Origin of the sequence: Paraburkholderia sp. GV068, from assembly GCF_003058125.1 — a bacterium.
Lineage (GTDB): Bacteria > Pseudomonadota > Gammaproteobacteria > Burkholderiales > Burkholderiaceae > Paraburkholderia > Paraburkholderia graminis.
Window position 1 is genome coordinate 181,808 of record NZ_QBUB01000011.1, and the last position, 25,148, is coordinate 206,955.

The 25,148-nt window shown below is 66.3% G+C and carries 21 protein-coding genes and 1 riboswitch; of the genes, 10 read left to right on the forward strand and 11 right to left on the reverse strand.

All coding sequences use genetic code 11. The annotated features are described in order from the left end of the window. Nucleotides 1-64: 64 nt before the first annotated feature. Complete coding sequence (locus C8K18_RS22285) at nt 65-655, forward strand: alpha-ketoglutarate-dependent dioxygenase AlkB (protein WP_006047022.1); 591 nt, start codon at nt 65-67, stop codon at nt 653-655. 45 nt (nt 656-700) lie between these two features. On the opposite strand, the gene C8K18_RS22290 is transcribed toward C8K18_RS22285, so the two are convergent. Beyond that, entirely contained in the window at nt 701-1,336 is a 636-nt protein-coding gene (locus C8K18_RS22290; protein ID WP_006047021.1) for a carbonic anhydrase, read from the reverse strand. A 226-nt stretch (nt 1,337-1,562) separates the two neighbouring features. After that, nucleotides 1,563-1,835 carry a DUF1488 domain-containing protein gene (locus tag C8K18_RS22295; RefSeq protein ID WP_006047020.1) on the reverse strand — a complete coding sequence of 91 codons (273 nt, stop codon included), beginning with the start codon at nt 1,833-1,835 and terminating at the stop codon, nt 1,563-1,565. A gap of 226 nt (nt 1,836-2,061) precedes the next feature. Between C8K18_RS22295 and C8K18_RS22300 the strand changes: the two genes are divergently transcribed. Further along, a complete protein-coding gene (locus C8K18_RS22300; RefSeq protein WP_053859149.1) occupies nt 2,062-3,555 on the forward strand; it encodes an MDR family MFS transporter in 1,494 nt (497 codons plus the stop codon). 68 nt (nt 3,556-3,623) lie between these two features. Here C8K18_RS22300 and cobM read toward each other — a convergent pair whose 3' ends face one another. Genes cobM through cbiE form a run of 4 tightly spaced genes read right to left on the reverse strand, consistent with a single transcriptional unit; the run spans nt 3,624 to nt 7,441 of the window. Continuing rightward, nucleotides 3,624-4,349, reverse strand: coding sequence for a precorrin-4 C(11)-methyltransferase (gene cobM / locus C8K18_RS22305; RefSeq protein WP_107709835.1), 726 nt, complete (start codon nt 4,347-4,349; stop codon nt 3,624-3,626). Nucleotides 4,350-4,377: 28 nt separating this feature from the next. After that, nucleotides 4,378-5,100 (reverse strand): cobalt-precorrin-6A reductase, encoded by a 723-nt coding sequence (locus C8K18_RS22310; RefSeq protein ID WP_107709837.1) that lies wholly within the window; start codon nt 5,098-5,100, stop codon nt 4,378-4,380. Continuing rightward, complete coding sequence (locus C8K18_RS22315; protein ID WP_107709839.1) at nt 5,097-6,185, reverse strand: cobalt-precorrin-5B (C(1))-methyltransferase; 1,089 nt, start codon at nt 6,183-6,185, stop codon at nt 5,097-5,099. Before C8K18_RS22315 ends, C8K18_RS22310 begins: the two co-directional genes overlap by 4 nt. Before the next feature lie 5 nt (nt 6,186-6,190). Next, entirely contained in the window at nt 6,191-7,441 is a 1,251-nt protein-coding gene (gene cbiE, locus C8K18_RS22320; RefSeq protein ID WP_107709841.1) for a precorrin-6y C5,15-methyltransferase (decarboxylating) subunit CbiE, read from the reverse strand. An 84-nt stretch (nt 7,442-7,525) separates the two neighbouring features. After that, a riboswitch (cobalamin riboswitch) is annotated at nt 7,526-7,717 on the forward strand. A gap of 82 nt (nt 7,718-7,799) precedes the next feature. Between cbiE and cobG the strand changes: the two genes are divergently transcribed. Genes cobG through cobJ form a run of 4 tightly spaced genes read left to right on the forward strand, consistent with a single transcriptional unit; the run spans nt 7,800 to nt 12,376 of the window. Continuing rightward, nucleotides 7,800-9,311 carry a precorrin-3B synthase gene (gene cobG / locus C8K18_RS22325; RefSeq protein WP_181324939.1) on the forward strand — a complete coding sequence of 504 codons (1,512 nt, stop codon included), beginning with the start codon at nt 7,800-7,802 and terminating at the stop codon, nt 9,309-9,311. Beyond that, nucleotides 9,304-9,930 carry a precorrin-8X methylmutase gene (locus tag C8K18_RS22330; RefSeq protein ID WP_006047013.1) on the forward strand — a complete coding sequence of 209 codons (627 nt, stop codon included), beginning with the start codon at nt 9,304-9,306 and terminating at the stop codon, nt 9,928-9,930. The genes cobG and C8K18_RS22330 overlap by 8 nt, the downstream gene beginning before the upstream one ends. Beyond that, nucleotides 9,927-10,670, forward strand: a complete 744-nt coding sequence (locus tag C8K18_RS22335) for a precorrin-2 C(20)-methyltransferase (RefSeq protein WP_107709845.1) — start codon at nt 9,927-9,929, stop codon at nt 10,668-10,670. The genes C8K18_RS22330 and C8K18_RS22335 overlap by 4 nt, the downstream gene beginning before the upstream one ends. Then, complete coding sequence (gene cobJ, locus C8K18_RS22340; RefSeq protein WP_107709848.1) at nt 10,667-12,376, forward strand: precorrin-3B C(17)-methyltransferase; 1,710 nt, start codon at nt 10,667-10,669, stop codon at nt 12,374-12,376. Before C8K18_RS22335 ends, cobJ begins: the two co-directional genes overlap by 4 nt. A gap of 30 nt (nt 12,377-12,406) precedes the next feature. Here the strand turns inward: cobJ and C8K18_RS22345 are convergent, their stop codons facing one another. After that, nucleotides 12,407-15,031: an AAA family ATPase gene (locus C8K18_RS22345; protein WP_107709850.1), complete on the reverse strand. Its 2,625-nt coding sequence runs from the start codon at nt 15,029-15,031 to the stop codon at nt 12,407-12,409. Further along, nucleotides 15,028-16,170 (reverse strand): DNA repair exonuclease, encoded by a 1,143-nt coding sequence (locus C8K18_RS22350; protein ID WP_107709852.1) that lies wholly within the window; start codon nt 16,168-16,170, stop codon nt 15,028-15,030. The genes C8K18_RS22345 and C8K18_RS22350 overlap by 4 nt, the downstream gene beginning before the upstream one ends. 224 nt (nt 16,171-16,394) lie before the next feature. On the opposite strand from C8K18_RS22350, the gene C8K18_RS22355 reads away from it, so the two are divergent. From C8K18_RS22355 to C8K18_RS22370, 4 genes are all read left to right on the forward strand, one after another. Beyond that, complete coding sequence (locus C8K18_RS22355) at nt 16,395-17,675, forward strand: DUF445 domain-containing protein (RefSeq protein WP_029970553.1); 1,281 nt, start codon at nt 16,395-16,397, stop codon at nt 17,673-17,675. Nucleotides 17,676-17,824: 149 nt separating this feature from the next. After that, nucleotides 17,825-19,780 (forward strand): AI-2E family transporter, encoded by a 1,956-nt coding sequence (locus C8K18_RS22360; RefSeq protein WP_006047007.1) that lies wholly within the window; start codon nt 17,825-17,827, stop codon nt 19,778-19,780. A gap of 173 nt (nt 19,781-19,953) precedes the next feature. Further along, nucleotides 19,954-21,702 (forward strand): FAD-dependent oxidoreductase, encoded by a 1,749-nt coding sequence (locus C8K18_RS22365; RefSeq protein ID WP_107709854.1) that lies wholly within the window; start codon nt 19,954-19,956, stop codon nt 21,700-21,702. Then, the gene (locus tag C8K18_RS22370; protein WP_006047004.1) at nt 21,699-21,899 is read left to right on the forward strand and encodes a hypothetical protein; all 201 of its coding nucleotides are present in this window, start codon (nt 21,699-21,701) and stop codon (nt 21,897-21,899) included. Before C8K18_RS22365 ends, C8K18_RS22370 begins: the two co-directional genes overlap by 4 nt. A 90-nt stretch (nt 21,900-21,989) precedes the next feature. On the opposite strand, the gene C8K18_RS22375 is transcribed toward C8K18_RS22370, so the two are convergent. The 3 genes from C8K18_RS22375 to C8K18_RS22385 form a co-directional block, all read right to left on the reverse strand. Continuing rightward, the gene (locus tag C8K18_RS22375; RefSeq protein WP_107709856.1) at nt 21,990-22,964 is read right to left on the reverse strand and encodes a 2-dehydropantoate 2-reductase; all 975 of its coding nucleotides are present in this window, start codon (nt 22,962-22,964) and stop codon (nt 21,990-21,992) included. Between the two features lie 4 nt (nt 22,965-22,968). Continuing rightward, nucleotides 22,969-23,760, reverse strand: a complete 792-nt coding sequence (locus tag C8K18_RS22380) for a class II aldolase/adducin family protein (RefSeq protein WP_107709858.1) — start codon at nt 23,758-23,760, stop codon at nt 22,969-22,971. Between the two features lie 72 nt (nt 23,761-23,832). Beyond that, complete coding sequence (locus C8K18_RS22385; protein ID WP_107709861.1) at nt 23,833-25,032, reverse strand: amino acid aminotransferase; 1,200 nt, start codon at nt 25,030-25,032, stop codon at nt 23,833-23,835. Between the last annotated feature and the right edge of the window lie 116 nt (nt 25,033-25,148).

Here is a 25,148-nt window from a genome sequence, read left to right on the forward strand (position 1 = left end):
CAGTATAATGACACGCATGAACCCGTCATTTCCTGGCCGGGGCCTGCGCGCCCGGCGTTGAATCATGGTGTCCCAGCAAGGCCTGTTTGCCCCCGAGCCCGTTACCCTGTTTAGCGACAACGAAGGCGGAATGCGTTATCTGCCCGACCTGGTCCCGCTTGCGCTCGCGCAGCAGTGGTTCGGCGAGGCGCTGAAGAACATCGGCTGGAGCAGCCATCAGCGGATGATGTACGAGCGCGAGGTGGCCGTGCCTCGGCTGATCGCCACGTTCCTGCGCGAATCGGCGGACTTGCCGGCGCCGCTTGGCGAGGCGTTCGAAGCCGTGCGCTCGCTCGTCGGCGCGCCGTTTAACCGCGTGGGTCTGAACCTGTATCGCGACGAACACGACAGCGTCGCGCCGCACAGCGACAAGACGGCGAACCTGGTGCGCGGCGAGCCGATCGCGATCGTATCGCTCGGCGCTGCCCGTCGCATGACGATCCGCCCGAAGAAAGGCCCCGGCCGCGCGGTGCACGTCGACCTCGAGCCGGGTAGCTGTCTGGTGATGAGCTACGCGTCGCAGTTCACGCACGACCACGGCATTCCAAAGCTCGGCGAGCGCGTCGGGCCGCGTATCAGCCTGGCATTTCGCTGCTACAACGGGCCACGGGAGTAGGCACGCCTGCGCGCGCGCAAGCCCCCGCCCGCATCCCCCGCCCAATCACACGGCAAAAACGTCCGGATTTTCGAGCAAGGGCACAAACTTACCGCTGCGGCCATCGAGTGCAAGCATCACGCCGCTTTCAATCTGGAAGAGCCAGCCATGCAGTTGCAGCGTCTTGTTCGCGAGCCCGACCGCGACCGACGGATGCGTGCGGATATTAGCCAGTTGGGCCACCACGTTGTCCTTGACCAGCGCGTCGAGACGTTCCGCCGCCGACTCATAGGTGCGCGACGCATTGATCGCCTTCGCGGCATCGGCGTGACGCAGCCAGCCCGCCACCGCCGGCAGATGTTCGAGGTTCGTGTTGCTCGAGATCGCCGTCATCGCGCCGCAATTCGAGTGGCCGCATATCACGATGTCGCGCACGCCGAGCACCGCCACGGCATATTCGACGGTCGCCGACACACCGCCCGGCTCCGGACCATACGACGGCACGATATTGCCCGCGTTGCGAATCACGAACAGCGCGCCGGGTTCCGACTGCGTCAGCAGTTCGGGCACCACGCGGCTGTCCGAGCACGTCACGAACAGCGCGCTCGGGCTTTGCGCGGCGGACAGGCGCTTGAACAAAGCGCTTTGCTGCGGAAACACGTCGCGTTGAAAGCGGATCAAGCCCTCGATGATTTCCTGCAAGATGTTCTCTCCGATAGTCGAAGGTTCGAAGTTGCGCGGCGCGCATCGCATGGCCGCTACGGATTCGCGCGACTATACCGCGTTGCCGCGTTGCCGCGTTGCCACGCGATGGGCACGCGCCGCCGAGCCCGCCGCGCAACGCGCCGCGCCAGTGCGACTCGGGCGTCTCCTTGCCGCGTCGTCGCGCCGTCAAAGCCGGTGCATTGCCGGCCCCGCTACGACGACCTCACGGCCCCGTCTTGTCGAAATCGCGCGTTTCGAGTTCCACCGATTGCCCGCCGTTTTTTTCGAGCACCCGCTTGGTGGCGTTTTCGATCTGCGCGCGGTTCGCCTCGAACGTGCCCACGAGATCGTGCGCCGACGGCCCGCCGTTGCCGAAATGGTCGTTGAGCGCGTCGAGCGATACGCTGCACCAGACGTCCTTTCCGTCGACATTGGCTTCGAAGGCGACGCGCGCAGCCGCCACCACTTCACGGCGTCCGGTGAATTCGATCCTCATAATGATCCTCCATGTGTCGAAAGAATTGCGGGAGTCGCAAGCGTTGTGCCATGACGGCACGCAGCGCTTCACTGCAGCACTACGCTGCGAAGATTCCCTGCAAGGTGCATACTCGCTTTCGGCCGCTCGAACGGCCACGCCGACGTCATAGCGCCGACCGTGCATCATGCATCAGCCAGGCACCGCCTGGCAGACGCACCCACTATTCTGATACCAACTTCGCCCCATGTCCCGCCATCCGCAATCGTCGCGTCCTTTGGTCATTGCCGCCGTCATGGCTTCGATGGCGATGGTCGCCATCGAAGCCACCATCGTATCCACCGCCATGCCGCAGATCGTCGCACAACTCGGCGATCTGCATCTGTATAGCTGGGTCTTCTCGTCGTTCCTGCTCGCTCAAACGGCGATGACCGTGGTGTTCGGCAAGCTGGCCGATCTCTACGGCCGCAAGCCGATCATGCTGGCGGGCATCGCGATCTTTCTGATCGGCTCCGTGCTCGCGGGCTTCGCGTGGTCGATGCCGGCCATGATCGCATTCCGGCTGATTCAGGGCGTCGGCGCGGGCGCGATCCAGCCGGTCACGCTGACCATCGTCGCGGACCTGTATCCGGCGCGCGAACGCGGCAAGGTGCAAGGTTATCTCGCGAGCGTGTGGGCGATTTCGGCAGTCGTCGGGCCGATGGTCGGCGGCTTCATCATCCACAACATGTCGTGGGCGTGGATCTTCTGGATGAACGTGCCGATCGGCCTCGCCTCGGCTGCGGGCTTCATCGCGTTCCTGCGCGAGGGTGAGCGGCACGCGCGCCCTTCCATCGACTTCGCGGGCGCAGCGCTCTTCATGGCCGCCATCGCCGCGTTGATGACGGCGCTCACCTACGCGGGCGACGACGACCTCGCGCATGCGTCGATGGCCGGCGCGGCGTTCGTCGTGTGCCTGCTGCTGTTCGTCGCGCAAGAGCGCCGCGCCAGGGAGCCGATGATCTCGTTCGCGCTGTGGAGCCGCCGCCCGATTGCCGCGTGCAACGGCGCGACCTTGCTCTCCGGCATGATCCTGATGGGCTCGACCACGTTCCTGCCGATGTACGTGCAAGGCGTGCTGAACCGCTCGCCCGTGATCGCCGGCCTTGCACTGACGATGATGATGGTCGGCTGGCCCGTCGGCGCCACGCTCGCCGCCAAGGTGTTTCACCGCATCGGCCTGCGGCGCATGCTGATCGCCGGCAGTGCGTTCATTCCGGTCGGCGCGGTGCTGCTGCTGTTTCTCGCGCCGGGCGGCTCGCCGCTCGTCGCCGCGTTCGGCTCGCTCATCATGGGGTTCGGCATGGGCACGTCGAGCGTCAGTTGCCTCATCCTGATCCAGGAAATCGTCAAGATGGAGGAGCGCGGCAGCGCCACGGCGTCGAACCTCTTCTCGCGTAATCTCGGCAGCACGCTCGGCGCGACGCTGTTCGGCGCGGTGCTCAACTTCGGACTGAGTCATTCGGGAGGCAGCGCCGCCGTCAGGTCCGATCAACTGAAAAGCCTGCTGCAAAATCAGGCGGCGAATTTCGGCGGCGGCGACGCGATCCGCATGGTGCTGCATCAATCGCTGCACCTCACGTTCATGTCGATCTTCGCGATTGCGATTTTTGTGGTCGTGCTGCTGACGCTGGTGCCGGCGATCCACATCGGCGCCGAGAAAAAGATGCCGCTGGAGGCGCTGGCGCCGCTGGAAGATTGAGGCTTTGCGATGCGAGCTGCGCGACGGCAAGCCAACGCCGCCGCTTCGCGCCGCCCATGCGCAACGCGTCAGCCCTTCGCGTACAGCGTCGAGTCGGCAAACCCTTCCGCCGCCAGCACGTCGCCGACCAGAATCAACGCGGTGCGCTCGATCTGCGTCGACTGCACCTTGCCGAGAATATCGTCGAGCGTGCCGGTGATCTTTTCTTCGTCCGGCCAGCTCGCGCGATAGATCACCGCGATCGGACACGCGCCGCCGTAATGCGGCCGCAATTCGTCGACGATACGCGCAAGGTACCGCACGCCCAGGTGAATCGCCATCGTCGCACGATGCCGCGCGAGATCGGCAAGTTGCTCGCCTTCGGGCATCGCGGTTTTCGTCGCGTAGCGCGTGAGAATGAGCGTCTGCGAAACGCCGGGCAACGTCAGCTCGCAACCGAGCGCGGCCGCGCTGGCAGCGGTCGCCGTCACGCCCGGCACGATCTCGTAGGGAATCGCGAGTTCGCGCAGTCTGCGAATCTGTTCGCCGATCGCGCCATACAACGACGGATCGCCCGAATGCACGCGCGCCACGTCCTGGCCTTTATCGTGTGCGCGTTTCAGCAAGGCCACGATCTGATCGAGATCGAGCTCGGCGGTGTTGACGACCTCGACCGCCGAATGTCCTTCCAGCACCGCAGCCGGCACCAGCGAACCCGCATACAGAATCACCGGACAACGACGCACGAGGCGCTGCCCTTTCACCGTGATTAGTTCGGGGTCCCCAGGACCCGCGCCGATAAAAAACACAGTCATTCAAAGCTCCATGATTGATGCAGACCATTCAGTGCGACCGAGGCAGCGCTTCGAGCAAACTGGCTGCGCTGTCAAACTCGCGATCCACCGCAGGCAATGACGGCCGGCGCAGCATCACGACCGGCAAGCGGCGCTCGCGTGCGACTTCGAGCTTCGCTTCGGTCGCGCTGCCGCCGCTATTCTTGCTGACGAGCACGTCGAAGCGTTGCAGCGCGAACAGCGCGCGTTCGCCTTCCAGTGTGAACGGTCCGCGCGCCGCGAGTATGCGAGCGCGTGCGGTATCGGCGTGCGAGTCCAGACAGCGCACGAACCAGAACTGATGCGCGGGAATCTCGTCAAGATGCGCGAGCGGTTCGCGTCCAAGCGTGAAGAGCGGCCGCGCGAATGGCGCCAGCGCCGCCGTGAGTTCGTCCCAGTCATCGACCATGCGCCAGTCGTCGCCGGCTTGCGGCTCCCATGCGGGCCGGCGCAGCGCCCAGCACGGCACGCGCGCGGACCTGGCCGCCTGCGCCGCGTTCGCGCTAATTTGCGCCGCGTACGGATGCGTCGCGTCGATCACGAGGCCGATCGCTTCCTGTTCGATATAGCGCTGCATCCCTTCACTGCCGCCGAAGCCGCCCACGCGCACTGCGCAGCACAGATCGTCGGGCACCTTGCCGAGTCCGGCGAGACTGTAGACGTCGTGCGCAGCAAGCTGCCGCGCGATGCGCAACGCGTCGCCCGTGCCGCCGAGCAGAAGAACCCGCGTCATCGCGCCGCTCCGATCAGATTGCCCTGGCGGTCGATCGCGAATGTCTCGACGCTCACCTGCGGCGGCACGATCTCGCGCGCCACGCGAAGCGCATGTTCACAGACGATGTCGGCGAGCGGCACCTGTTGCGCATGCGCGAGCGCGACGGCCTGCTGACTCGTGTTGGCCGCGCGAATCGCGGCCTGCAACGCGTCGTCGGCGCCGTGTTCGGCGGCCCATGCGGCGAGCCGTTCGAGGTCGATGCTCGAGTTGCGGCTATGCAGATCGAGGTGGCCCGCCGCGAGCTTGCTCAGCTTGCCGAAGCCGCCGCAAATGCTCAGGCGCTCGACCGGCGCGCGCTTCATATGCTTGAGCACCGCGCCGACGAAATCGCCCATTTCGATCAACGCGATGTCGGGCAGGCCGTAATGCGCGCGCATCGCGTCTTCGCTGGCGTTGCCGGTGCAGGCGGCGACATGCGTATAGCCGTTCGCGCGCGCGACGTCGATGCCTTGATGAATCGACGCGATATACGCCGAGCACGAGAACGGGCGCACGATGCCGGTCGTGCCCAGAATCGACAGGCCCCCGAGAATGCCGAGCCGCGGGTTCATCGTCTTGAGCGCGAGCGCTTCGCCGCCCTCGACGCCGATCGTCACTTCGAAGCCGCCGCGATAGCCGTGCTCGGCGGCGAGTTCGGCGAGGTGCGCGGTCATCATCTGACGCGGCACGGGGTTGATCGCCGGCTCGCCGACCGCGAGCGTCAGTCCGGCGCGGGTGACGGTGCCCACGCCCGGTCCGGCGCGAAACACCACGCCCGCTTCCGCGACGAGGCGCACGCGCGCGAACACCACGGCGCCGTGCGTGACGTCGGGATCGTCGCCGGCGTCCTTGATCGTGCCGGCCTCGGCGCCGTCGTCGGTCAGGCGGCAGAACACGAGCGGCATCGGCACATGCTGGCCCTTCGGCAACACGATTTCGGCGATGTCGCTGACCACGCCCGCGAGCAGCAGACGCGCCGCCGCCAGCGACGTCGCGGTGGCGCAACTGCCGGTCGTGTAGCCACTGCGCAGCGGCGCGGGTTGTTCGGGGGTTTCGTCGCGCATCGCGGTCAGGCGGAGCGTTCGGGCTGTGGGCGGCTTGCAGCGCGCTCGGCGCTTGAAGACTTCACCACATCGAGCAAGGTGATCGGCAACGCCTGCCGCCACGTATCGAATCCGCCGAGCGGTTGCGCATCGGCAAGCGCGATGCGCGTCAGCGTGCCGCCATGCTGTTCGCGCCATGCGGCAAGCGCCGCCTCGCCTTGCAACGTCACCGCGTTGGCGACCAGCCGGCCGCCGTCGCGCAGACTCGCCCAGCACGCGTCGAGTACACCCGGCACCGTCACGCCGCCGCCGATGAACACCGCATCCGGCGTCGGCAGCCCGTTGAGTGCTTCAGGCGCGCGGCCCGCGACGAGTTGCAGCCCCGGCACGCCCAACGCATCGCGATTGTGTTCGATAAAGCGCTGCCGCTCCGCGTGCGCTTCAATGGCAATCGCGCGGCAAGCCGGATGCGCGCGCATCCATTCGATGGCGATCGAGCCGCTGCCCGCGCCCACGTCCCACAGCAATTCGCCGGGCGTCGGCGCGAGGCGCGCGAGCGTGATCGCGCGCACATCGCGTTTGGTCAACTGGCCGTCGTGGCGGAATGCGTCGTCGGGCAAGCCGCAAGTGAGCGGCAGACGCGGCGCGCCATCCGTCGCGCGGCATTCGAGCGCGATCAGGTTCAGCGCGGCAACGTCGCGCGCGGACCACTGATCCGCGCGGCCGTCGATGCGCCGCTCCGCGTCGCCGCCGAGATGTTCGAGCACGGTCATGCGCGTCGCGCCGAAGCCGCGCGCGTTCAGCAGCGCGGCGAGCGCCGCAGGCGTGCCGCCGTCCGCGCTCAGCACGAACACGCGCGCGCCGTCATGCAGATGGGCGTTCAGCATCGGCAGCGGCCGGCCGACCAGCGACACGACGGCCGCATCCTGCAACGGCCAGCCAAGCCGCGCGGCGGCCAGCGACAACGACGAAGGTGCGGGCAGCACGCGCAACTCGTCGGCGGGCAACTGCCTGGCCAGCGTCGCGCCGACGCCGAACAGCATCGGATCGCCGCTCGCCAGCACGCAGACGGAGCGGCCGCGCTCGGCGAGCAACGGCGCGAGATCGAACGGACGCGGCCACGCGGCGCGGCGCGCGGCGAGCCGCGCCGGCAGCATCGACAGATGACGCTCGCCGCCGTAAATCGCCGACGCCTCCAGCAACGCACGCCGCGCGGGCCGTCCCAAACCGGCGAAGCCGTCGTCGCCGATGCCCACTACCGTCAGCCACGCCGGCATGCATCCTTCCTCATGATGTCTCTCAAAACAATGCGCTGCGCCACGCCGGTCAAAGCGTCCAGCCTCGTTGTGCTATCCGAAAAAAGGCATAATACAGCCGCCGGTGCCCTTCGGGGCCTAAGAGGGAACACAGCGGGGAAACCATCGCCGCTGCGGCTGCCCCCGCAACTGTATGCAGCGAGTCCGCCTGCGCTAAGCGCCACTGGTTCGACCGGGAAGGCCGCGGCGGACGACGACCTGCGAGCCAGGAGACCTGCCGGCGAGACTGTTCGTGCCAGCCAACATCGGGCGGGGTGTACCGATGCCGCAGCCAAGCCGCTTTATCGCTTGCTCGGGCCGTCGCGCGACGCTAACCGCGGTGTCCGTCTTGAATCGAGCTTCTCCCTCCGCCACTGTATTGCCTGACGCGGCTTTCGCGCTGCGGCCCTCGGCGTGTCCGGGGCTCGCGCGGATCGTCGCCGCGCGCGACGGCGGCATCTGCCGGATCAAGCTGCCGGGCGGCGAACTGAGCGCGGCTCAGGCGCACGCAATCGCGGATGCGAGCACGCGGCACGCGGCGGGCGTGATCGAGTTGACGAACCGCGCGAATCTGCAACTGCGCGGCGTTCGTGGCGGCGAGGAAGCGGCGTTGATTGCGGCGCTGGTCGATGCGGGGCTTGGGCCTTTGGCGGAGGCTCGTGCTGATGCTCGCGCCGAGGCCGATGCGAACTCTTCCGCCGCCCTCACCGCTTCAGCCGCCGACGACATCCGCAACGTGATGATCAGCCCTGCCGCAGGGCGCGACCCCTCCGCGCTCTTCGACACGAGGCCGCTTTGCGCGACGCTGCTCGCGCTGTTGCAAAGCGACGCGCGTTTCGCGGCGCTGTCGCCGAAATTCGCACTGCTCGTCGACGGCGGCGAGCGTCTTGCGCGGCTCGATCATCCGCATGACGTGTGGCTCGCGGCATCGCAGGGTGGTTCCGGCGAGATCCGCTTCGTGTTCGGCCTCGCCGGTTGTCCACCGGTTGCTGCGACGAATTCGGCGACGATTGATGCAGGCGCACTCGCCGCCGTGCTGCCGTCGCAAGTTCCGGCGCTGGTGCGGGCGCTGCTGCATACGTTTCTCGATCTCGCCGCCGACTCCGACACGACCCGCATGCGTCACCTGCTCGCCGAACATTCCGCCGACGCAATCCTGCGACACGCGCAAACCTACGTCGATTTCCCGTTGACGCGCGACGCAGCGCTCGCCGAGTGGCAACGCAGCACGCCCGCCGATGCCACGCTGCGCGTCGGCGCTCACGCGCAGCGTATCGCGGGAACGTGGTACGTCGGCGGTCAACCGCTGCTCGGCCGCATCGACGCAACCGCGCTGCATGGCCTCGCTTCGCTGGCGCGGCAACACGCGAACGGCACGCTGCGCATCACGCCGTGGCAAAGCGTTCTGCTGCCCGACATCGCCACACATGCCGTGCCCGCCGTGCTTGCCGCGCTAAAAACGCTGGGCTTTGCATGCGATCGCAACGACCCCGCTTCACGCCTCATCGCGTGCGCCGGTTCCACCGGCTGCGCAAAAAGTCTCGCGGATACCAAAGCCGACGCGCTCGCACTCGCCGCGCGCCTGCCCGCCGGCGTCGACGTGCACCTGAGCGGCTGCCCGCGCTCCTGCGCCGCCGCGCATTGTGCGCCGTTCACGCTGCTTGCCGCGGCGCCCGGCCTCTACGATGTTTACCGGCGCGACGCACAGCCGGGTTTCGGCGAATGCGTCGCGCGCCGACTGACGATCGCACAAGCCGCCGACACCCTCGCGCAACTCGCCCAAGCCGAACAGACGCACGCCCAGGACGCACGACCAGAATGCCCGACTCAAATGAGTGATACCGATGCTTGATTACATTCGCGACGGTCAGGAGATCTATCGCCAATCCTTCGCGACGATCCGCGCCGAAGCCGATCTGTCGCGCATCCCCGCCGACCTCGAAAAGCTCGCGGTGCGCGTGATCCACGCGTGCGGGATGGTCGACGTGATCGGCGATCTCGCGTTCTCCCCGAATGCCGGCACGGAGGGGCGTCTCGCGCTCGCGCAAGGCGCGCCGATTCTCTGCGACGCCGGCATGGTCGCGCAAGGCATCACGCGCGCGCGCCTGCCCGCGAACAACGACGTGATCTGCACGCTCACGCACGAAGCGGTGCCGGACCTCGCGCGCGAACTCGGCAACACGCGCTCGGCCGCCGCGCTCGAATTGTGGCGTCCGCGTCTTGCGGGCAGCGTCGTCGTGATCGGCAATGCGCCGACCGCGCTGTTTCATCTGCTCGACATGCTCGATGCCGGCGCGCCGAAACCCGCGCTGATTCTCGGCTTTCCGGTCGGCTTCGTCGGCGCGGCCGAATCGAAAGCCATGCTCGCGGGCGACAGCCGCGGCGTGCCGTATGTCGTCGTGCATGGCCGCCGCGGCGGCAGCGCGATGGCCGCCGCCGCGGTCAACGCGCTGGCGACGGAGGTCGAATGACCGCCGCGCCGCAACGTGCAGGGCGTCTCTTCGGACTCGGCGTGGGTCCGGGCGATCCCGAACTCATCACGCTCAAAGCACTGCGTCTCCTGAAGGCCGCGCCGGTGGTCGCGTACTTCGTCGCGAAGGGCAAGAAGGGCAACGCGTTCAGCATCATCAAGGCGCATTTGCACGACGCGCAGCAGCATCTGCCGCTCGTCTATCCGGTGACAACGGAGGCGCTCGAGCCGCCGCTTTCGTACGAAGCGATCATCGCGGACTTCTACGACACGGCCGCGCAGATCGTCGGCGGACATCTGGACGCGGGGCGCGACGTCGCCGTGATCTGCGAAGGCGATCCGTTCTTCTACGGCTCGTATATGTATCTGCACGACCGGCTCGCCGCGCGCTACGAGAGCGAGGTCGTGCCGGGCGTGTGCTCGATGCTCGGCGGCGCGGCCGTGCTCGGCGCGCCGCTCGTCTATCGCAACCAGAGCCTGTCGGTGCTGTCGGGCGTGCTGCCCGAAGACGAACTGCGCCGCCGTCTCGCCGATGCCGACGCCGCCGTCGTGATGAAACTCGGCCGCAACTTCGACAAGGTGCGGCGCGTGCTCGGCGATCTCGGCCTCGCGCATCGCGCGCTGTACGTCGAGCGCGCGACGATGGGCAATCAGCGCATCGTGCCGCTCGCCGAAGTCGATCCGATGGCGTCGCCGTATTTCTCGCTGCTCGTCGTGCCGGGGGAAAAATGGCAAGGATGATGCCGCCCGCCATCGTGATTCTGGGCGTGGGCGCGTTGGACACGGCGCGGCGCATTCAGGCGCTCACGGCCGGTTCGCAGGTGCATGCGCTGCAAGGACGCGTGCAAGCCGACGTCGCTTATAGCGAACTCGGCGCGCATCTGCGCGAGCTGTACGCGAGCGGCACGCCGATCATCGCGTTGTGCGCGGCCGGCATCGTGATTCGCTGCGTCGCGCCGCTCTTGTCGAACAAGGGCGCGGAGCCGCCGGTGCTGGCCGTCGCCGAAGACGGCAGCGCGGTCGTGCCGCTGCTCGGCGGCCTTGCCGGCGTCAACGTGATGGCGCGCGACATCGCGGCCGCGCTCGGTGTGTCGCCCGCCATCACGACGAGCGGAGAACTGAGGTTCGGCACCTGCGTGCTGAATCCGCCCGAAGGCTACGCGCTCGCCGATATAGGCCAAGGCAAGCGCTTCGTGTCGGATCTGCTGGCGGGCGAAAGCACGCGCGTCGAAGGCGACGCGCCGTGGCTCGACGACGCGCAACTGCCGCGTTCCGCATCCGCGCGGCTCGCGATTCGCGTGACGCCGCACGCGTGGAATGGGCGCGAGGATGAGCTTGTGATTCATCCACGCAGCGTGGTTGCGGCGGTGGCGTTGGGAGAAGCGTCGGAGATTGTCGCTCGCGTGCGCGCTTCACTTGAGGCGCACGGGCTTGCTCCGCTTTCGCTCGCGGCGTTGGTGGCGTCGTCGGAAGATATGGCGCACGCGGCGTTGGCCGAAGCCGCCGCAAGCCTGAACGTGCCGCTGCGTTTTGTCGAACCTCGTTCCGCAGACGACCGCTCATCGGCGAGCGTGCTGCACACGCTCTTAAACGCCGCATTGCGCATCCCTTACGAAACGCTCAACGACGACCACGCCCAAGGCGTCGCACTCGCCCTATCGCCGTTGGCGATCGATCCCCGCACGATAGGCCGCGCGCGCGGCCGCCTCACGGTGATCGGCCTTGGCCCCGGCAGCGCCGATCTCATGGTGCCCGCCGCGCGCAACGCGCTCGACGAAGCCACCGACATCCTCGGCTACGAGACCTACGTGAAAATGGCCGGCCCGCTGCGCGCCGATCAGCGTGTGCACGCGACCGACAACCGCGAGGAAATGCAGCGCGCGCGCCATGCATTCGAACTCGCGAGCGAGGGACGCTCGGTGGTGATGGTGTCGTCCGGCGACCCCGGCGTGTTCGCGATGGCCGCGGCCGTGCTCGAAGCGCTCGACGCGTCGGACAACAACGCGTGGGCCGCCGTCGAACTCAGCATCGTGCCGGGCGTATCGGCCGCGCTCGCCACCGCCGCGCAAGCGGGTGCGCCGCTCGGCCACGACTTCTGCATGCTGTCGCTGTCGGACAATCTGAAGCCGTGGAGCATCATCGAAAAACGCTTGCGGCATGCAGCGCAAGCGGACCTCGTGATGGCGTTCTACAACCCGATTTCGCGCGCCCGTCCGTGGCAACTCGACAAGGCGCTCGACATCGTGCGTGAATACCGCGCGGCCGATACGCCGGTCGTGCTCGGACGCGACATCGGCAGACCGGGCGGCACGCTGCGCACGGTCACGCTAGCCGAACTGCATTCCGCCGATGTCGACATGCGCACGATGGTGATCGTCGGCTCGTCAACGACGCGCCGCTTTAGCAAAGGCGCGCAATGGGTCTATACGCCGCGCTGGTATCAATGAGCGCGGCCTGTAGAGTAGAAAGAGCAAAGGTCACGCCGCCGCCTTGATATCGTCGATGGCCCGCTGCCTCACGCCCAGGTCGTCCCACAACTCGGGGTGACAGGTGAACACGAGTATCTGATGCCGCGACGCCGCGTCGATCAACGCCCGCTTGATCGCGTCGCGGCGAGCGGCGTCGGTATGCACGGCGGCATCGTCGAGCATGAGCAGCGTCGGCCGGCCCGACGCCTTCAATAGATCCGCGTACGCGAGCCGCGTGAGAATGCCGAGCTGTTCGCGCGTGCCGAAGCTCAACGCGTCGAGCGTATCGGCGCGGCCGTAGCGGTCGAGCGTCGCGGGACTCAGGTCGTCGCCGAGCGCAATCGTCGATTGCGGGAAAATCCGCTTCAGATAATGGCCGAGGCGCTCGGTCAACGGCGCGCGCAGTTGCGCGACCGCCGCATCGCGTTCGGCGACGAGCACTTCATCGAGCAGACTCAACGCACCGGCGCGCAAGCTCAATTCGTCCTTGCGGCGCGTGGCCTGCTCGATCTTTGCCTCGAGCGCGGCGAGCCGCTCGCCGAGTCCCGATGCACCGACGGTCTCCAACTGGCTGCGCAGATGCGCAATGCGCACCTGCCGCTCATGCTGCTCCTGACGCGCGAGCTGCGCAGACGCGCGATAACGCTGCGCCTCGGCGGCGGGATCGTCCAGACGCGCGGCCTCGAGTTCGCGCTCGCGTCCTTCGCGCTGCTTCGTCAGCGCCTCGACCTGCACGCGCTGTTCGACAATCTTCGCCTGCCATTGCGCGCGGTTGCTGCAAAACGCCGCGTCGCTCAACTGCGCTTCCTTGCGCTGCAATTGAAGCGCGAGCGATTCGGCCGTGGCAATGCCGGTCGAACGCTTTTCCGCGGCATCGTTCAACAGCTTGCGGGCGCTTTCCAACGCGGCGCGCGCAAGGTCGGCGTTGCGCCGCGCTTCGTCGAGCGGCAACGCCGACGAGACATCGGGCAAGCCCGCGAGCCGTTCGTTCGCGGCCTGCAAGCGCGCACTCGCCGAAGCCGACGCCGCGCGCAACGCGTCGATGCCGTGCGGCGCATGCGCGTCGAGCACCTTCGCGTGACTCGTCTGCTGCGCGACGAGCGCCTTCCACTGCTCATGCCTCTGTTCGGCTTGCGCGAGCGACGCCACGCCGAGCGCCTGCAACGACTGCGCATGCTGCGCTTCGAGCGCCGCGAGTTCGGACAGTCGCGCGGGCAAATCGGAGACGCCGGGAATCACGCGCAGTTCGCCGAGTTCGCCGAGACCAATGCGCTTTTCTTCTTCGAGACGCAGCACGCCCTCGCCGCCGATCCGCGCATCGCCGACCGTAATCGATCCGTTCAACCGGTATTCGATACGCGTCATCGCCGCTTCGGTGCGCGCGCGCAGCACGGTCAACGACGCATCGAGCGAAGCCAGGCGCTTCAGTTTCGTCTCGTCGATTTCGAGCGCGGCCGCGGCGCGTGTCGCTTCGACAAGCGCTTCGTGCGCTTCGCTCGCCGCGCCGATCGCCGCTTCGAGCCGTTCGAGTTCGGCGCGATAAAGACCGATCTGGCTGCGCAAATCCGCGGCGCTCACCGCTGCGTTGGCCAGTTCGAGCGCGCGGTTGGCATCGGCCGAGGCTTGCTCCAGTTGTACGACGCGGCTCGACGCCTGCCCATGTTCGGTCTCGACGGCGGACACATTGGCGCGCGCCGCGTCGAGTTGCTGACGATCGCGCGCGACGGCCGTCTCCAGTTCCACCGCGGCCTGTTCCTGCTGCAGCGACAGCGCGAGTTGCGCCTCGCCGACCTTCAGCGCCTGCACGAGATCCTGCACGCCGCGCTCGAGTTGCACGGCGGCATCGGCGCGCTGTTGCGCGAGCAGCGCCTTCTGCTCGTGAAGCTCCCAGGGCCGCTTGCGTTCCGCGTCGTCGAATGCTTCCTGCTGCGCGGCGAGACGCGCGATGTTTTCGTCGAACTGCTCGCGCTGCCGGACAAGATCGTCGCGTTCGGCGCTCAATGTGCTCAGCGCCGCTTCGGCTTCCGCGAGCGGACCGGTGGACTTCTGCGTGCGCGCGGTCAGCAGTTGCCGAAGCTCGCGCTGCACGACGGCGATCAACGCGTCCTCTCCCGCCGATTCGCGGCTGCCCGACAATTGCGACAACGCATCGCGCAGATACTGCGCCGCGTGTCCCGTCGAATCGCGCATTTCCTGCGTGCCGCCCTGCTGCACCCACAGCAAGCCGGGCACGCCCGCGTTCTCGGCCTTCAGCGGACCGCGCGCGGCGCGCGAAAAGCCGAGCAAGGCCGCGAGCTTGTCTTCCGCTTCGTCCTCGCCGTACACGCTTTGGCCGATCTTCAGTTCGCAGCGCTGACGCGTGACGAACTGCTTCGACAGGCGGCATGCAACGCCGTCCAGATCGAAGCTCACTTCGACGGAAGGCTGCCCGCTCGCCTTGCCCCACGGCAACAGATCCTTCAGGTGCGAAGCCTTGTAACGTTCGAGGAACACCGCGCGCACGGCCTCGGCAATCGTGCTCTTACCCGCTTCGTTCGGTCCCACAAAAAGATTGAGTCCGGGCTGAAGGTCGTCGATAAAAAGCCGTCCGGTGAACTGCTTGAATTCCTGTATCGCGATGCTTTGTAGCTTCATGCGGACCTCGCCTCACGCGGCAGTTCACGTTGAAAACGCGCCAGCAGCAATAACGCCTCGGCCGCGCGCCGGACCTGTTGCGGATCGGATTGCGGGTCTTCCTGCAGGCCGCGCAGACGCGCGACCACTTTCGCCAGATAACCGCTCTGCGCGCCGAGTTCGGCGAGATCTTCGGTGGTGGGCAGCACTTGCAACGCGCTCATGTCGACGCGCAATGCGCGCACGCGCGCGCGGGTTTCCTCGACGGCGACGTGGAGCGCTTCTGCATCGGCGAGCGCGGCCGTGCCGCTCACCGTGACGCGCAGCACGTCGCTGCCGCTCAGCGTGGCGAGGCGCGCCTTCAATGCGTCGACGTCGGTCGGCACGGAGATCGTTTCATCCCACCGATGCCACTGATACTGACCGACCCGCACGGCCTCCACCACGGCTCGCGCGCCCGGCTCGCTCAAGCTCACATCGAGCACGAAGCCCGGATCGTTCGCGCGAAAACGGTCCTGCTCGTGCGTGCCCGCGTACCACGTGCGATCGTCGACGCGAAGGTGGCCATGCCAGTCGCCGAGCGCCAGATAGTCGAGGCGCGCGCTCGCGGCGCGCGTCGGCGAAATGGGATTGGACGAGTCGATGCCTTCCTGCAGGATGCCGCTCACGCTGCCGTGCGCGAGGCCGACGCGGTGATAACCCGGCGGCGTTTCGGCGCTATCGAAGAAGCCGGTGGTGTCGTCGTAAGTTATGCGTTGGGTGAGCGGCGCGCACAGGAGCGCGCAGCGGCATGCGTCGAGCAACACGACGCCAGGCTCGAGCACGATGCGCACGTTCGGCGGCACGCAGTTCAGGCGCTGCGCGCGCGTCCATACACTTTCGACGAGCGCCGCGTCGTGATTGCCTGGCAGCATGATCCACGGACCGGCGAACGCCTGCAGCGCGGCGAACAGACGCCGGATCACCGTGTCGGACACGGTTTGCAGATCGAATACGTCGCCGGCCACGAGCACGGCATCGACCTTGCGCGCGGTGGCTTCGTCCGCGATGCGGCGCACCGTGTCGAAGCGCGCCTGCGCGAGATGCGCGGCCTCGTCCGGCTCGAACTGGCCGAACTGCGTGCCGATCTGCCAGTCCGCGGTGTGCAGAAACCTGATCACTGTGCCTCCATTTGCATTCGATTGCGTTGCCGCATGGCGCGCGCGATTCGACTCGGCGCATCGCCGCGGCGGTTCAACCGTGCATGTTACCGCGCCGACGCGTCGAAAGAGCCGTATGTGCTTCCCATATCGCTTGGGCTTCGTCACCTCACATCGCCTCGCATGGCCCCGCCCCGCCCCTCACGGCGCTAAACTCGCGTTTCCAGACCCGGGCTCTCTCGCCGATGAACAAAGCACTCGAACTGAAGAAAGCCAAACGCACGCCGTTGCTGCTGCTCGCGGCCGCGGCCTGCGTCTTCGTCGCGACCGCGTTGATGCCGCGCGGCTTGTGGATCGACGGTATCAAGGCGGTGGCCGAGGCCGCGATGGTCGGCGCACTCGCGGACTGGTTCGCGGTCGCCGCGCTGTTCCGGCGCGTGCCGATTCCGCTCGTGTCGGCGCATACGGCGATCATTCCGCGCAACAAGCACAAGATCGCCGACAACCTCGCCGTCTTCGTGCAGGACAAATTTCTCGACGTGCCGTCGCTCGTCGGTCTGATCAGGAAGCACGACCCGGCGCAGAGCATCGCGCGCTGGCTCGCCGAGCCCGCCAACAGCGCGCGCCTCGGCGATTACGTGGTGAAGCTGACGAGCGGCATGCTCGATCTCACCGACGACGTGCGCATCCAGGTCTTCATCAAGGACGCGCTGCGCGACGTGCTCGCGAAGGTCGACCTCTCGCAGTCGATGGGCTCGATTCTCGATACGCTCACGAAGGACGGCCGTCACCAGGAACTGCTCGACGCCGGCATCGAACAGGTCGTCGCGCTGCTGCGCGAACCGCAGGCGCGCGAGTTTATCGCGGAACGTATCGTCGATTGGGTGAAGAGCGAATATCCGAAGATGGAGAAGATCCTGCCGTCTGCATGGCTCGGCGAAAAAGGCGCCGAGGCGCTGGCCAACGCGGTGAACCGCATGCTCGAACAGATCAGCGAGAACCCGACGCACGAACTGCGGCAGAAGTTCGACGGCGCCGCGCACAAGCTGATCGTCAAGCTCAAGAGCGACCCCGCGTTCCTGCAAAAAGGCGAGGAACTGAAGCGCTATCTCGTGGAAGGCGAAGCGCTCGCTTCGTATGTGAAGGACATGTGGGGCGAATTGCGCGCGTGGCTCAAGCGCGATCTGCATAGCAGCGACTCGGCGCTGCATGCGCGAGTCGTCGCGTCCGGTCAATGGGTGGGCCGCGAACTCGCGAACGATCCGGCGTTGCGCCAGTCGCTGAACGATCACCTCGAAGAAGCCGCGCGCGCGATGGCGCCCGAGTTCGCGCGATTCCTCACACGGCATATCAGCGATACCGTGAAAAACTGGAACGCGCCGGAGATGTCGCGGCAAATCGAGTTGAACATCGGCCGGGATCTGCAATACATCCGCATCAACGGAACGGTGGTCGGCGGCTTTATCGGTTTGCTGCTTTATGTGAGCACGCAACTGTTCGGCTTGCTGCGCGTGCACATCGGCTGAGCGCGCGATATAGCGTCGCGCGACGCAAAGCGCCTACAATCCGGGCATAAGGTTTGCTCTCCCGCATGGGCCGCACACGGCCTATGCCGCCGCCGCGTCCATCGCGCCGGACCAGAAGCGACCGCGCCACACAATCGGACAGTGTGCTCATGAAAATATCGTTGCCGCCGCCTGGGCGGCCCAATCGCGTTTATCCGCCTGGCGCACCAGGCCTGCACGGCCTTGCCTCGGTGATCACGGGCGTCGTGGTGGTGTGCGCGCTTTACTTCGGCCGCGCGGTGCTGATCCCGATCACGCTCTCCGTGCTGCTCAGCTTTCTGCTCGCGCCGCTCGTGCAGATGCTGCGGCGTTTGCGCATGGGACAGTTGCCGTCCATCTTCATTGCGGTGCTGTTCGCGCTCGCCGCGCTGCTCGCTATCGGCGCGCTGATCGGCGCGCAGCTCGTGCAATTGGCCGGCGACTTGCCGCAGTATCAGGTGGCGATCGAGCAGAAGATCGAAACCGTGCAGGAGAAAACGATCGGCCGCGCCGATTCGCTGATGAGCCGCGCCGCGGCCACGCTGCAACGCGTCGCGCCCTCGAAGCCGCCGCCGCCGCGTCCCACCGGCCGCGCGGCGCGCAATGCGCCCGCGGTGCCTACACCGGTCGAAGTACACGAGCCGTCGCCTACGCCGATGCAGCTCGCGCAGCGCGCGTTGTCGCCGGCCATCGCGCCAATCGAAACGACCTTCATCGTGCTGGTGGTGACGATTTTTATTCTGCTGCAACGCGAGGATTTGCGTGACCGTTTGATCAGTCTGTTCGGCTCGCGCGACCTGCATCGCACGACGACCGCGATCAACGACGCCGCCGTGCGCCTGAGCCGCTACTTCGTCGCGCAACTCGGCGTGAACCTGAGCGCGGGCGGCGTGATTGCAATCGGTCTCGCGATTATCGGCGTGCCGGGCGCGCTGCTATTCGGCGTGATCGCGGCGCTGCTGCGCTTCGTGCCGTATATCGGCATCTGGATCGCGGCGATTCTCGCGGTGTTTCTCGCCGCCGCGATTCAGCCGCAATGGACGATGGCGGTGTACACGCTGATACTGTTCATCGTCGTGGATGTGGTCGCCGGGCAGATCGCGGAGCCGCTGCTGTATGGGCACCGTTCGGGGCTCTCGCCGCTCGCGGTCGTGGTCGCGGCGATTTTCTGGAGCTGGCTATGGGGGCCGATCGGCCTCGTGCTGTCCACGCCGCTCACGCTGTGCGTGGTCACGCTCGGGCGTTACGCCGACCGTCTGAACTTTCTCACGGTGCTGCTCGGCGATCAGCCGGCGCTCACGCCCGCGCAGAACTTCTATCAGCGGCTGCTCGCCGACGATCCGCACGAGGCGATCGTGCAGGCGGAGCGTCTGTTGCGCGAAATGTCGCTGATCGACTACTACGACAAGGTCGCGCTCGAAGGGCTCAAGCTCGCGCGCAACGACGCGATGCGCGGCGTGTTGATGCCCGACCAGTTGGCGAGCGTCAACGAAGCGCTGGTGGACATCGTGGAAAACCTCGAGATCGCGGACGGCTTGCCGGACCGCCTCGCGCGTCCCGAGCCGGGCGACGCGGCCGCGCTGCACGCGGCGTCATCGGCGGATCTGTCGGAGCGGCACGAGCAGACCCGCGAGCATTCGTCCGAACATCACGACGACGAAAAGACCGCCGTGCTATGCGTGCCGGGACGCGGCGCGTTCGACGAGGTCACGACCGCCATCGCCGTGCAACTGCTCGGGCGCGTCGGCTTCGCGCCGATCATGGCGACGCACTCGGGCTATCGCAGCGCGCGCGCCGACGAACCGAGCTATAAAAATGCGCCGATCATCTGCATCGTCACGCTCGACGCGCCCGATTCGCCGCCGTATCTGCGCAACATGCTGCGGCGCACGCGCGAATGGCGGCCGCGCGCGACGCTCGTGGTCGGCGTGGGCGGCAGCGCGGAAAACGGGCACGACATCGGCATGGGCTCGACTGCCGCGGCGCACTCGGCGCCCACCTTCCGCGCGATGATCGAAGAATGCCAGGTCGCCGCGTGGGCGTTGCAGGCGGGCCGGCATTCGCATGTCGCCGGTGGGGCGGATTGATCGTGGTCGATCCAACCCCCGCATAAAAGCACCCCGCGCCTGTACCCAAAATGAGGACAGGCGCGCACAAGCTCTCCTTCATACTTCGCTCATCGCTTTTCATTTCGCGCCGCTTCTAAAAGAACCGAACACGGGCGGCGGCCGCGAATGCAGCGAACATCGAGGAGACCCGCATGAGCCGCAGCTTCAAACCCTATCCATTTTCGCCGCGCCGTTACGGGGGCGCCGTGCCTCCACTCGTCGACGGACGCGATCCCGTGCGACGGTCCGTTGCGATTGTCGGCGGCGGGCCGGTCGGCATGACGCTCGCGCTGGCGCTCGCCCGCCAGGGCGTGCGCTCCGTTCTGATCGAAGCCGACGACAGCGTATGCACCGGCAGCCGCGCCATTTGCATCTCGCGGCGCAGCCTCGAAATACTCAAGCGCCTGGGCGCCGTTGAAGGCTTCTTGCAAAAAGGTCTGCCGTGGACGGGCGGCCGCAGCTTCTATCGCGATGCCGAGGTGTTCCGCTTTTCGATGCATCAGGACGACGAGCAATCGCTGCCGCCGATGATCAACATCGCGCAGTATCAGATCGAACAGTTCCTGCTCGACGAACTGAAGCGGCACGCGGACCTGATCGAGATTCGCTGGCAAACGCGTGTGACCGCAATCGGGCAACGCGCTGCGTCGGACGCCTCGCGCGGCGCCACGCTCGATCTGCAGACCGGCGACACGGCGTGGCAAATGGAAGCCGACTGGGTCGTCGCGTGCGATGGCGGACGCAGCACGATACGCGAGGCGCTCGGACTCAAACTGACCGGCACGACGTACGAAGGCCGCTACGTGATCGTCGATATCGAACTGCACAGCGATCGCGCGACCGAGCGGCTCGCCTATTTCGATCCGCCGTCCAATCCCGGCTCGACCGTTCTCGTGCACAAGCAGCCGGACAACGTGTGGCGCATCGACTACCAGCTACGCGACGACGAAGACCCGCAGGCCGCCGTCGAACCCGGCAACGTGATGCCGCGCGTGCAAAGCGTGCTGGACGCGATGGGCGAAACAGGCGAATGGTCGCCGATCTGGATCACCGTCTATAAGGCCAACGCGCTGACGCTCGAACGTTATCGCCACGGCTCGGTGCTGTTCGCGGGCGACGCGGCGCATCTGGTGCCGATCTTCGGCGTGCGCGGCGCGAACTCGGGTATCGACGACGCCGACAATCTCGGCTGGAAACTCGGCTGCGTGGTGAACGGCATCGCGTCGCCCGACCTGCTCGACAGCTATAGCGACGAGCGCGTGTTCGCCGCGCGCGAAAATTTAAGCTACGGCATGAAGAGCACCGAATTCATGGCGCCGCCGACCTTCGCGTTCGAGCTGATGAGAAGCGCCGTGTTGGGCCTCGCCGAACGTCATGCCGCCGTGCGTCCGCTGATCAATCCGCGGCAGACGCATCCGATTGCTTATGTGCAATCGCCGCTCAATCGCGCGGCGGCTGAAGCAACGGAGAACCCGTTCACCAATGGCGCGGCGCCAGGCAGTGTGCTGCCGGAGTGCCGCCTCAAGTCCATTCGCGATGGCAAGCTGCTCGACATGCACCTCACCGATCTGCTTGCGCCCTGCTTCACCGCGCTGCGCTTTTCCGCCGATGCATCGCAAGAGAGCGCGTGGCGGGACATGCAAGAGGACCTGGCGAGCCGCGCGATTCCGTTCAACGTAATCACCGTGGTTCATGCAAGCGACGAGGCCAACGCTAACGGCATAACCGCAATCGATCACACCGGCCGTCTGCATCAAATGCTCGATGCGGCAAAGGGCACCGTCTACCTGATCCGCCCCGACGGCCATGTGCTCGCGCGCTGGCGCGAAGGCAGCGCGGCCACCACGCAGCGCGCGCTGATGGCCGCACTGAACATCGAAAACAAGGAGAGCCAGTCATGACCGATAGCGATCTCGACCGCGTCTATACGGCGCTTTGTCATACGCTCACCGCCGAAGGCGAAGCCGATGCTCCGCTGTATCTCGCTCGCCTTGCGCTGCTGTGCATCACCGGACTCGACGACGCGCAACGGGCTTTGTCCTTGATCGAAGCGGCGCGTTTGCCAAGGTCAGAAGCCGTCACGGCGACGGCTGTTTAGTTGGAATAGCCCTATAAAACAGGCATAAAAAAAGCCGCCGCGAGAAAAACACGCGGCGGCTTTCTGCTTCAACGTGGCACTGCGCTGCGTTCAATACAGACCCAGCGTGCTGGCATGCAAGCGCGCGAGACCGAGCAGCGCATCCGTATAAGGCGTCTTCACGCCGGTCAATTGCCCGAGTTCGCGGACCGCGCTCACGAGTGCGTCCAGTTCGACCGCCTTGCGCGCCTGCACGTCTTGCAGCATCGACGTTTTCATCGCGCCGAGTTTCAGCGTGACCGCGTGCCGGTCCTCGGGCGCCTGATCGATCGGGATGCCGAAACGCGCGCCGATTTCCTTCGCCTCGAGCATGATGCTCGTGACGAAGTTGCGCGCCAGTTCATCGCCGAGAATGCGGTCGGTGGTGGCGCCCGTGATCGCGCTGATCGGGTTCATCGTCATGTTGCCCCACAGCTTGTACCAGACGTCGCGCTGAATCTGCTCCGACACCGACGCATTGAAACCCGCCGCGGCCAGCGTCTCGGCGAGTGCCTTCACGCGTTCGCTCGGACGCCCGAGAGCCTCGCCGATAATCAGCCCATTGCCTTGATGATGCCGGATCACGCCCGGCGCCTCGACGAGGCAACTCGCGTGCACCACGCAGCCCACTGTTTGCGCGCTTGGAATCGCGGCGGCGATTGCGCCGTCGGGATCGATTGACTTGAGCCGCTTGCCCACGAAGTCGCCATGCAGACCGTCGCAGAACCACCACGGCACACCGTTCATTGCGGTCAGCACGACGGTTTGCGCGCCGAGCAGCGGCGCGATGTGCGCGGCCACCGAGGCCATTGCCGGCCCTTTGACCGCGACCACGACGAGATCCTGTACGCCGAGCGCGACAGGATCTTCCGCGGCTTGCACGTTGACTGTTTGCGTGCTGCCGCCTTCGATCATCCGCAAGCCCTGCTCGCGCAACGCGGCCCGCGTCGCGCCACGCGCCACCACGCCGACCTCGTGACCCGCCTGCGCGAGCTTCACGCCGATCCATCCGCCGATGGCGCCCGCGCCGTAAATCGCTACTTTCATCGCTTCATTCCTTGTAACTCGCATCGATGCGCTCGACGCGCCGCACGAGCGCATCGAACACGTCCTGTCCCGCGCCGTGACGGGGATCGAATTGCAACGCGTCGCGCGAGCAGCGCATCGCGACGTCTTCGGGAACCGGCCGCGCCTTGCCCATCGAAAACGTCGCCATCTGAATCTCGCAGGCGCGGTTGAGCGTCCATAGAACCGCGAAAGTTTGCGGCAACGTGCGGCCCCATGCAAGCAACCCGTGATTGCGCAGAATCACAGCCTGCCTGTCGCCGATATGTTCGACGAGCCGCGGCCCTTCCTCCGCATGCACGGTGATGCCCTCGAAGTCGTGATACGCGATGCGCTCGTGCAATTGCGCGGTGTAGAAGTTGGTCTGCTGCAAACCGTCTTCGAGACACGCGACGGCGACGCCCGCCGTGGTATGCGTGTGCATCACGCAATGCGCGCCGGGCACGCCTTCGTGAATCGCCGCATGCACGACGAAACCAGCGGGATTCACCGGATAACGCGAGCCGTCGAGCACGCGCCCTTGCGCGTCGATCTTCACCAGGTTGCTCGCCGTGACTTCGCTGTAGTGCAAGCCGAACGGATTGATGAGGAACTGGCGCTCGCCGCCGCTCACGCTTTCCGGCACACGCAACGTGATGTGGTTGTAGATCATCTCGGTCCAGCCGAGCATGTCGAAGATGCGGTAGCACGCGGCCAGTTCAACGCGTGCCTGCCATTCGTCCGCATGCATGCCGGCTTTTTGCGGCGCGCTTGCCGGTGGCATATCAAGTGTCGTCATCGACGTCTCCAGGGTTATCTGTTGGCTGTGCGCGTTGCGTGCTCGTTCGCGTTGGCTGCGCTGCCGCGGTCGCTATGCGCCCGCGACCACCGCGGCAATCGACGACGCCACGTACTCCGCGTTGCGCGCATTCAAACCCGCCACGCACATGCGGCCCGAGCGCAGCACATACACCGCGTGTTCGCTGCGCAGGCGCTCGACCTGGCGCTCGCTCAGGCCCGTATAGGTAAACATGCCGCGCTGCGCGACGTAACGCGCGCGCATCACTTCATCGACACGGCCGGCGAGTCCCGCGTGAATCGTGCCGCGCATCGCGAGAATGCGCTCGCGCATGGTGGCGAGTTCCGCTTCCCACGAAGCGCGCAACGACGCATCGGACAGTACGTTCGCGACGAGACGCGCGCCATGCGTCGGCGGATTGCTGTAGTTCGCGCGCACCGTGGACATCAACTGGCCGAGCACGCGGCCCGCTTCATCGGCGCTCTTGCAGACCACGCTCAATGCGCCGCAACGCTCGCCGTACAGCGAGAAATTCTTCGAAAACGAATTGGCTGCGATCAGCGGTATGTCGGCTTCCGCGAGCATACGCACGCAAGCGGCGTCTTCTTCGAGGCCCGCGCCGAAGCCCTGATAAGCCATATCGACGAACGCAATCAGCTTGCGACGCTGCAATACCGGCACGAGCTCAGCCCATTGCTCGTTGCTCAGATCGACGCCCGTCGGATTGTGGCAGCACGCATGCAGCAGCACGATGCTGCGCTCGGGCAATTGGCCGATCGTCTCGATCATATCGGCGAAACGCAGGCCGCCTGTCGCTTCGTCGTAATACGGATAGGTGTTGACGGTTTGGCCCGCGCCCTCGAACACGACGCGATGATTTTCCCAACTCGGGTCGCTGATCCAGATTTGTGAAGCGGGAAAATAGCGCCGCAGGAAATCGGCGCCGACCTTCAGCGCGCCGGAGCCGCCAATGGTTTGCAGTGTCGCGATGCGGCCCGCCGCGCGCGCTTCGCTGCTCGCGCCGAAAACCAGCGTCTGCGCGGCTTCCCGGTAGAGCGGCAAGCCTGCCATCGGCAGATAGGAACGCGGGCCGATTGCGTCGAGCAACGCGGTTTCGGCGCGGCGCACGGCATCCATGACGGGCAGCTTGCCGGCGTCGTCGAAATAAATGCCGATGCTCAGATTGACTTTGTTCGGGCGCGGATCGAGCTGGAAATCTTCGTTCAGGCTGAGAATCGGGTCGCCGGGATAGGCGGGAATATGGTCGAACATGGCATTTCCTTGAAGGGAGCCTGGCGTGGCGCACGCATACGTCCACAGAGGCGAGGCGGAAAGTCTAAGCGCCTTTGTGTGCTTCCGTCGATTGGGACAAGTGTCGATGAACGCGC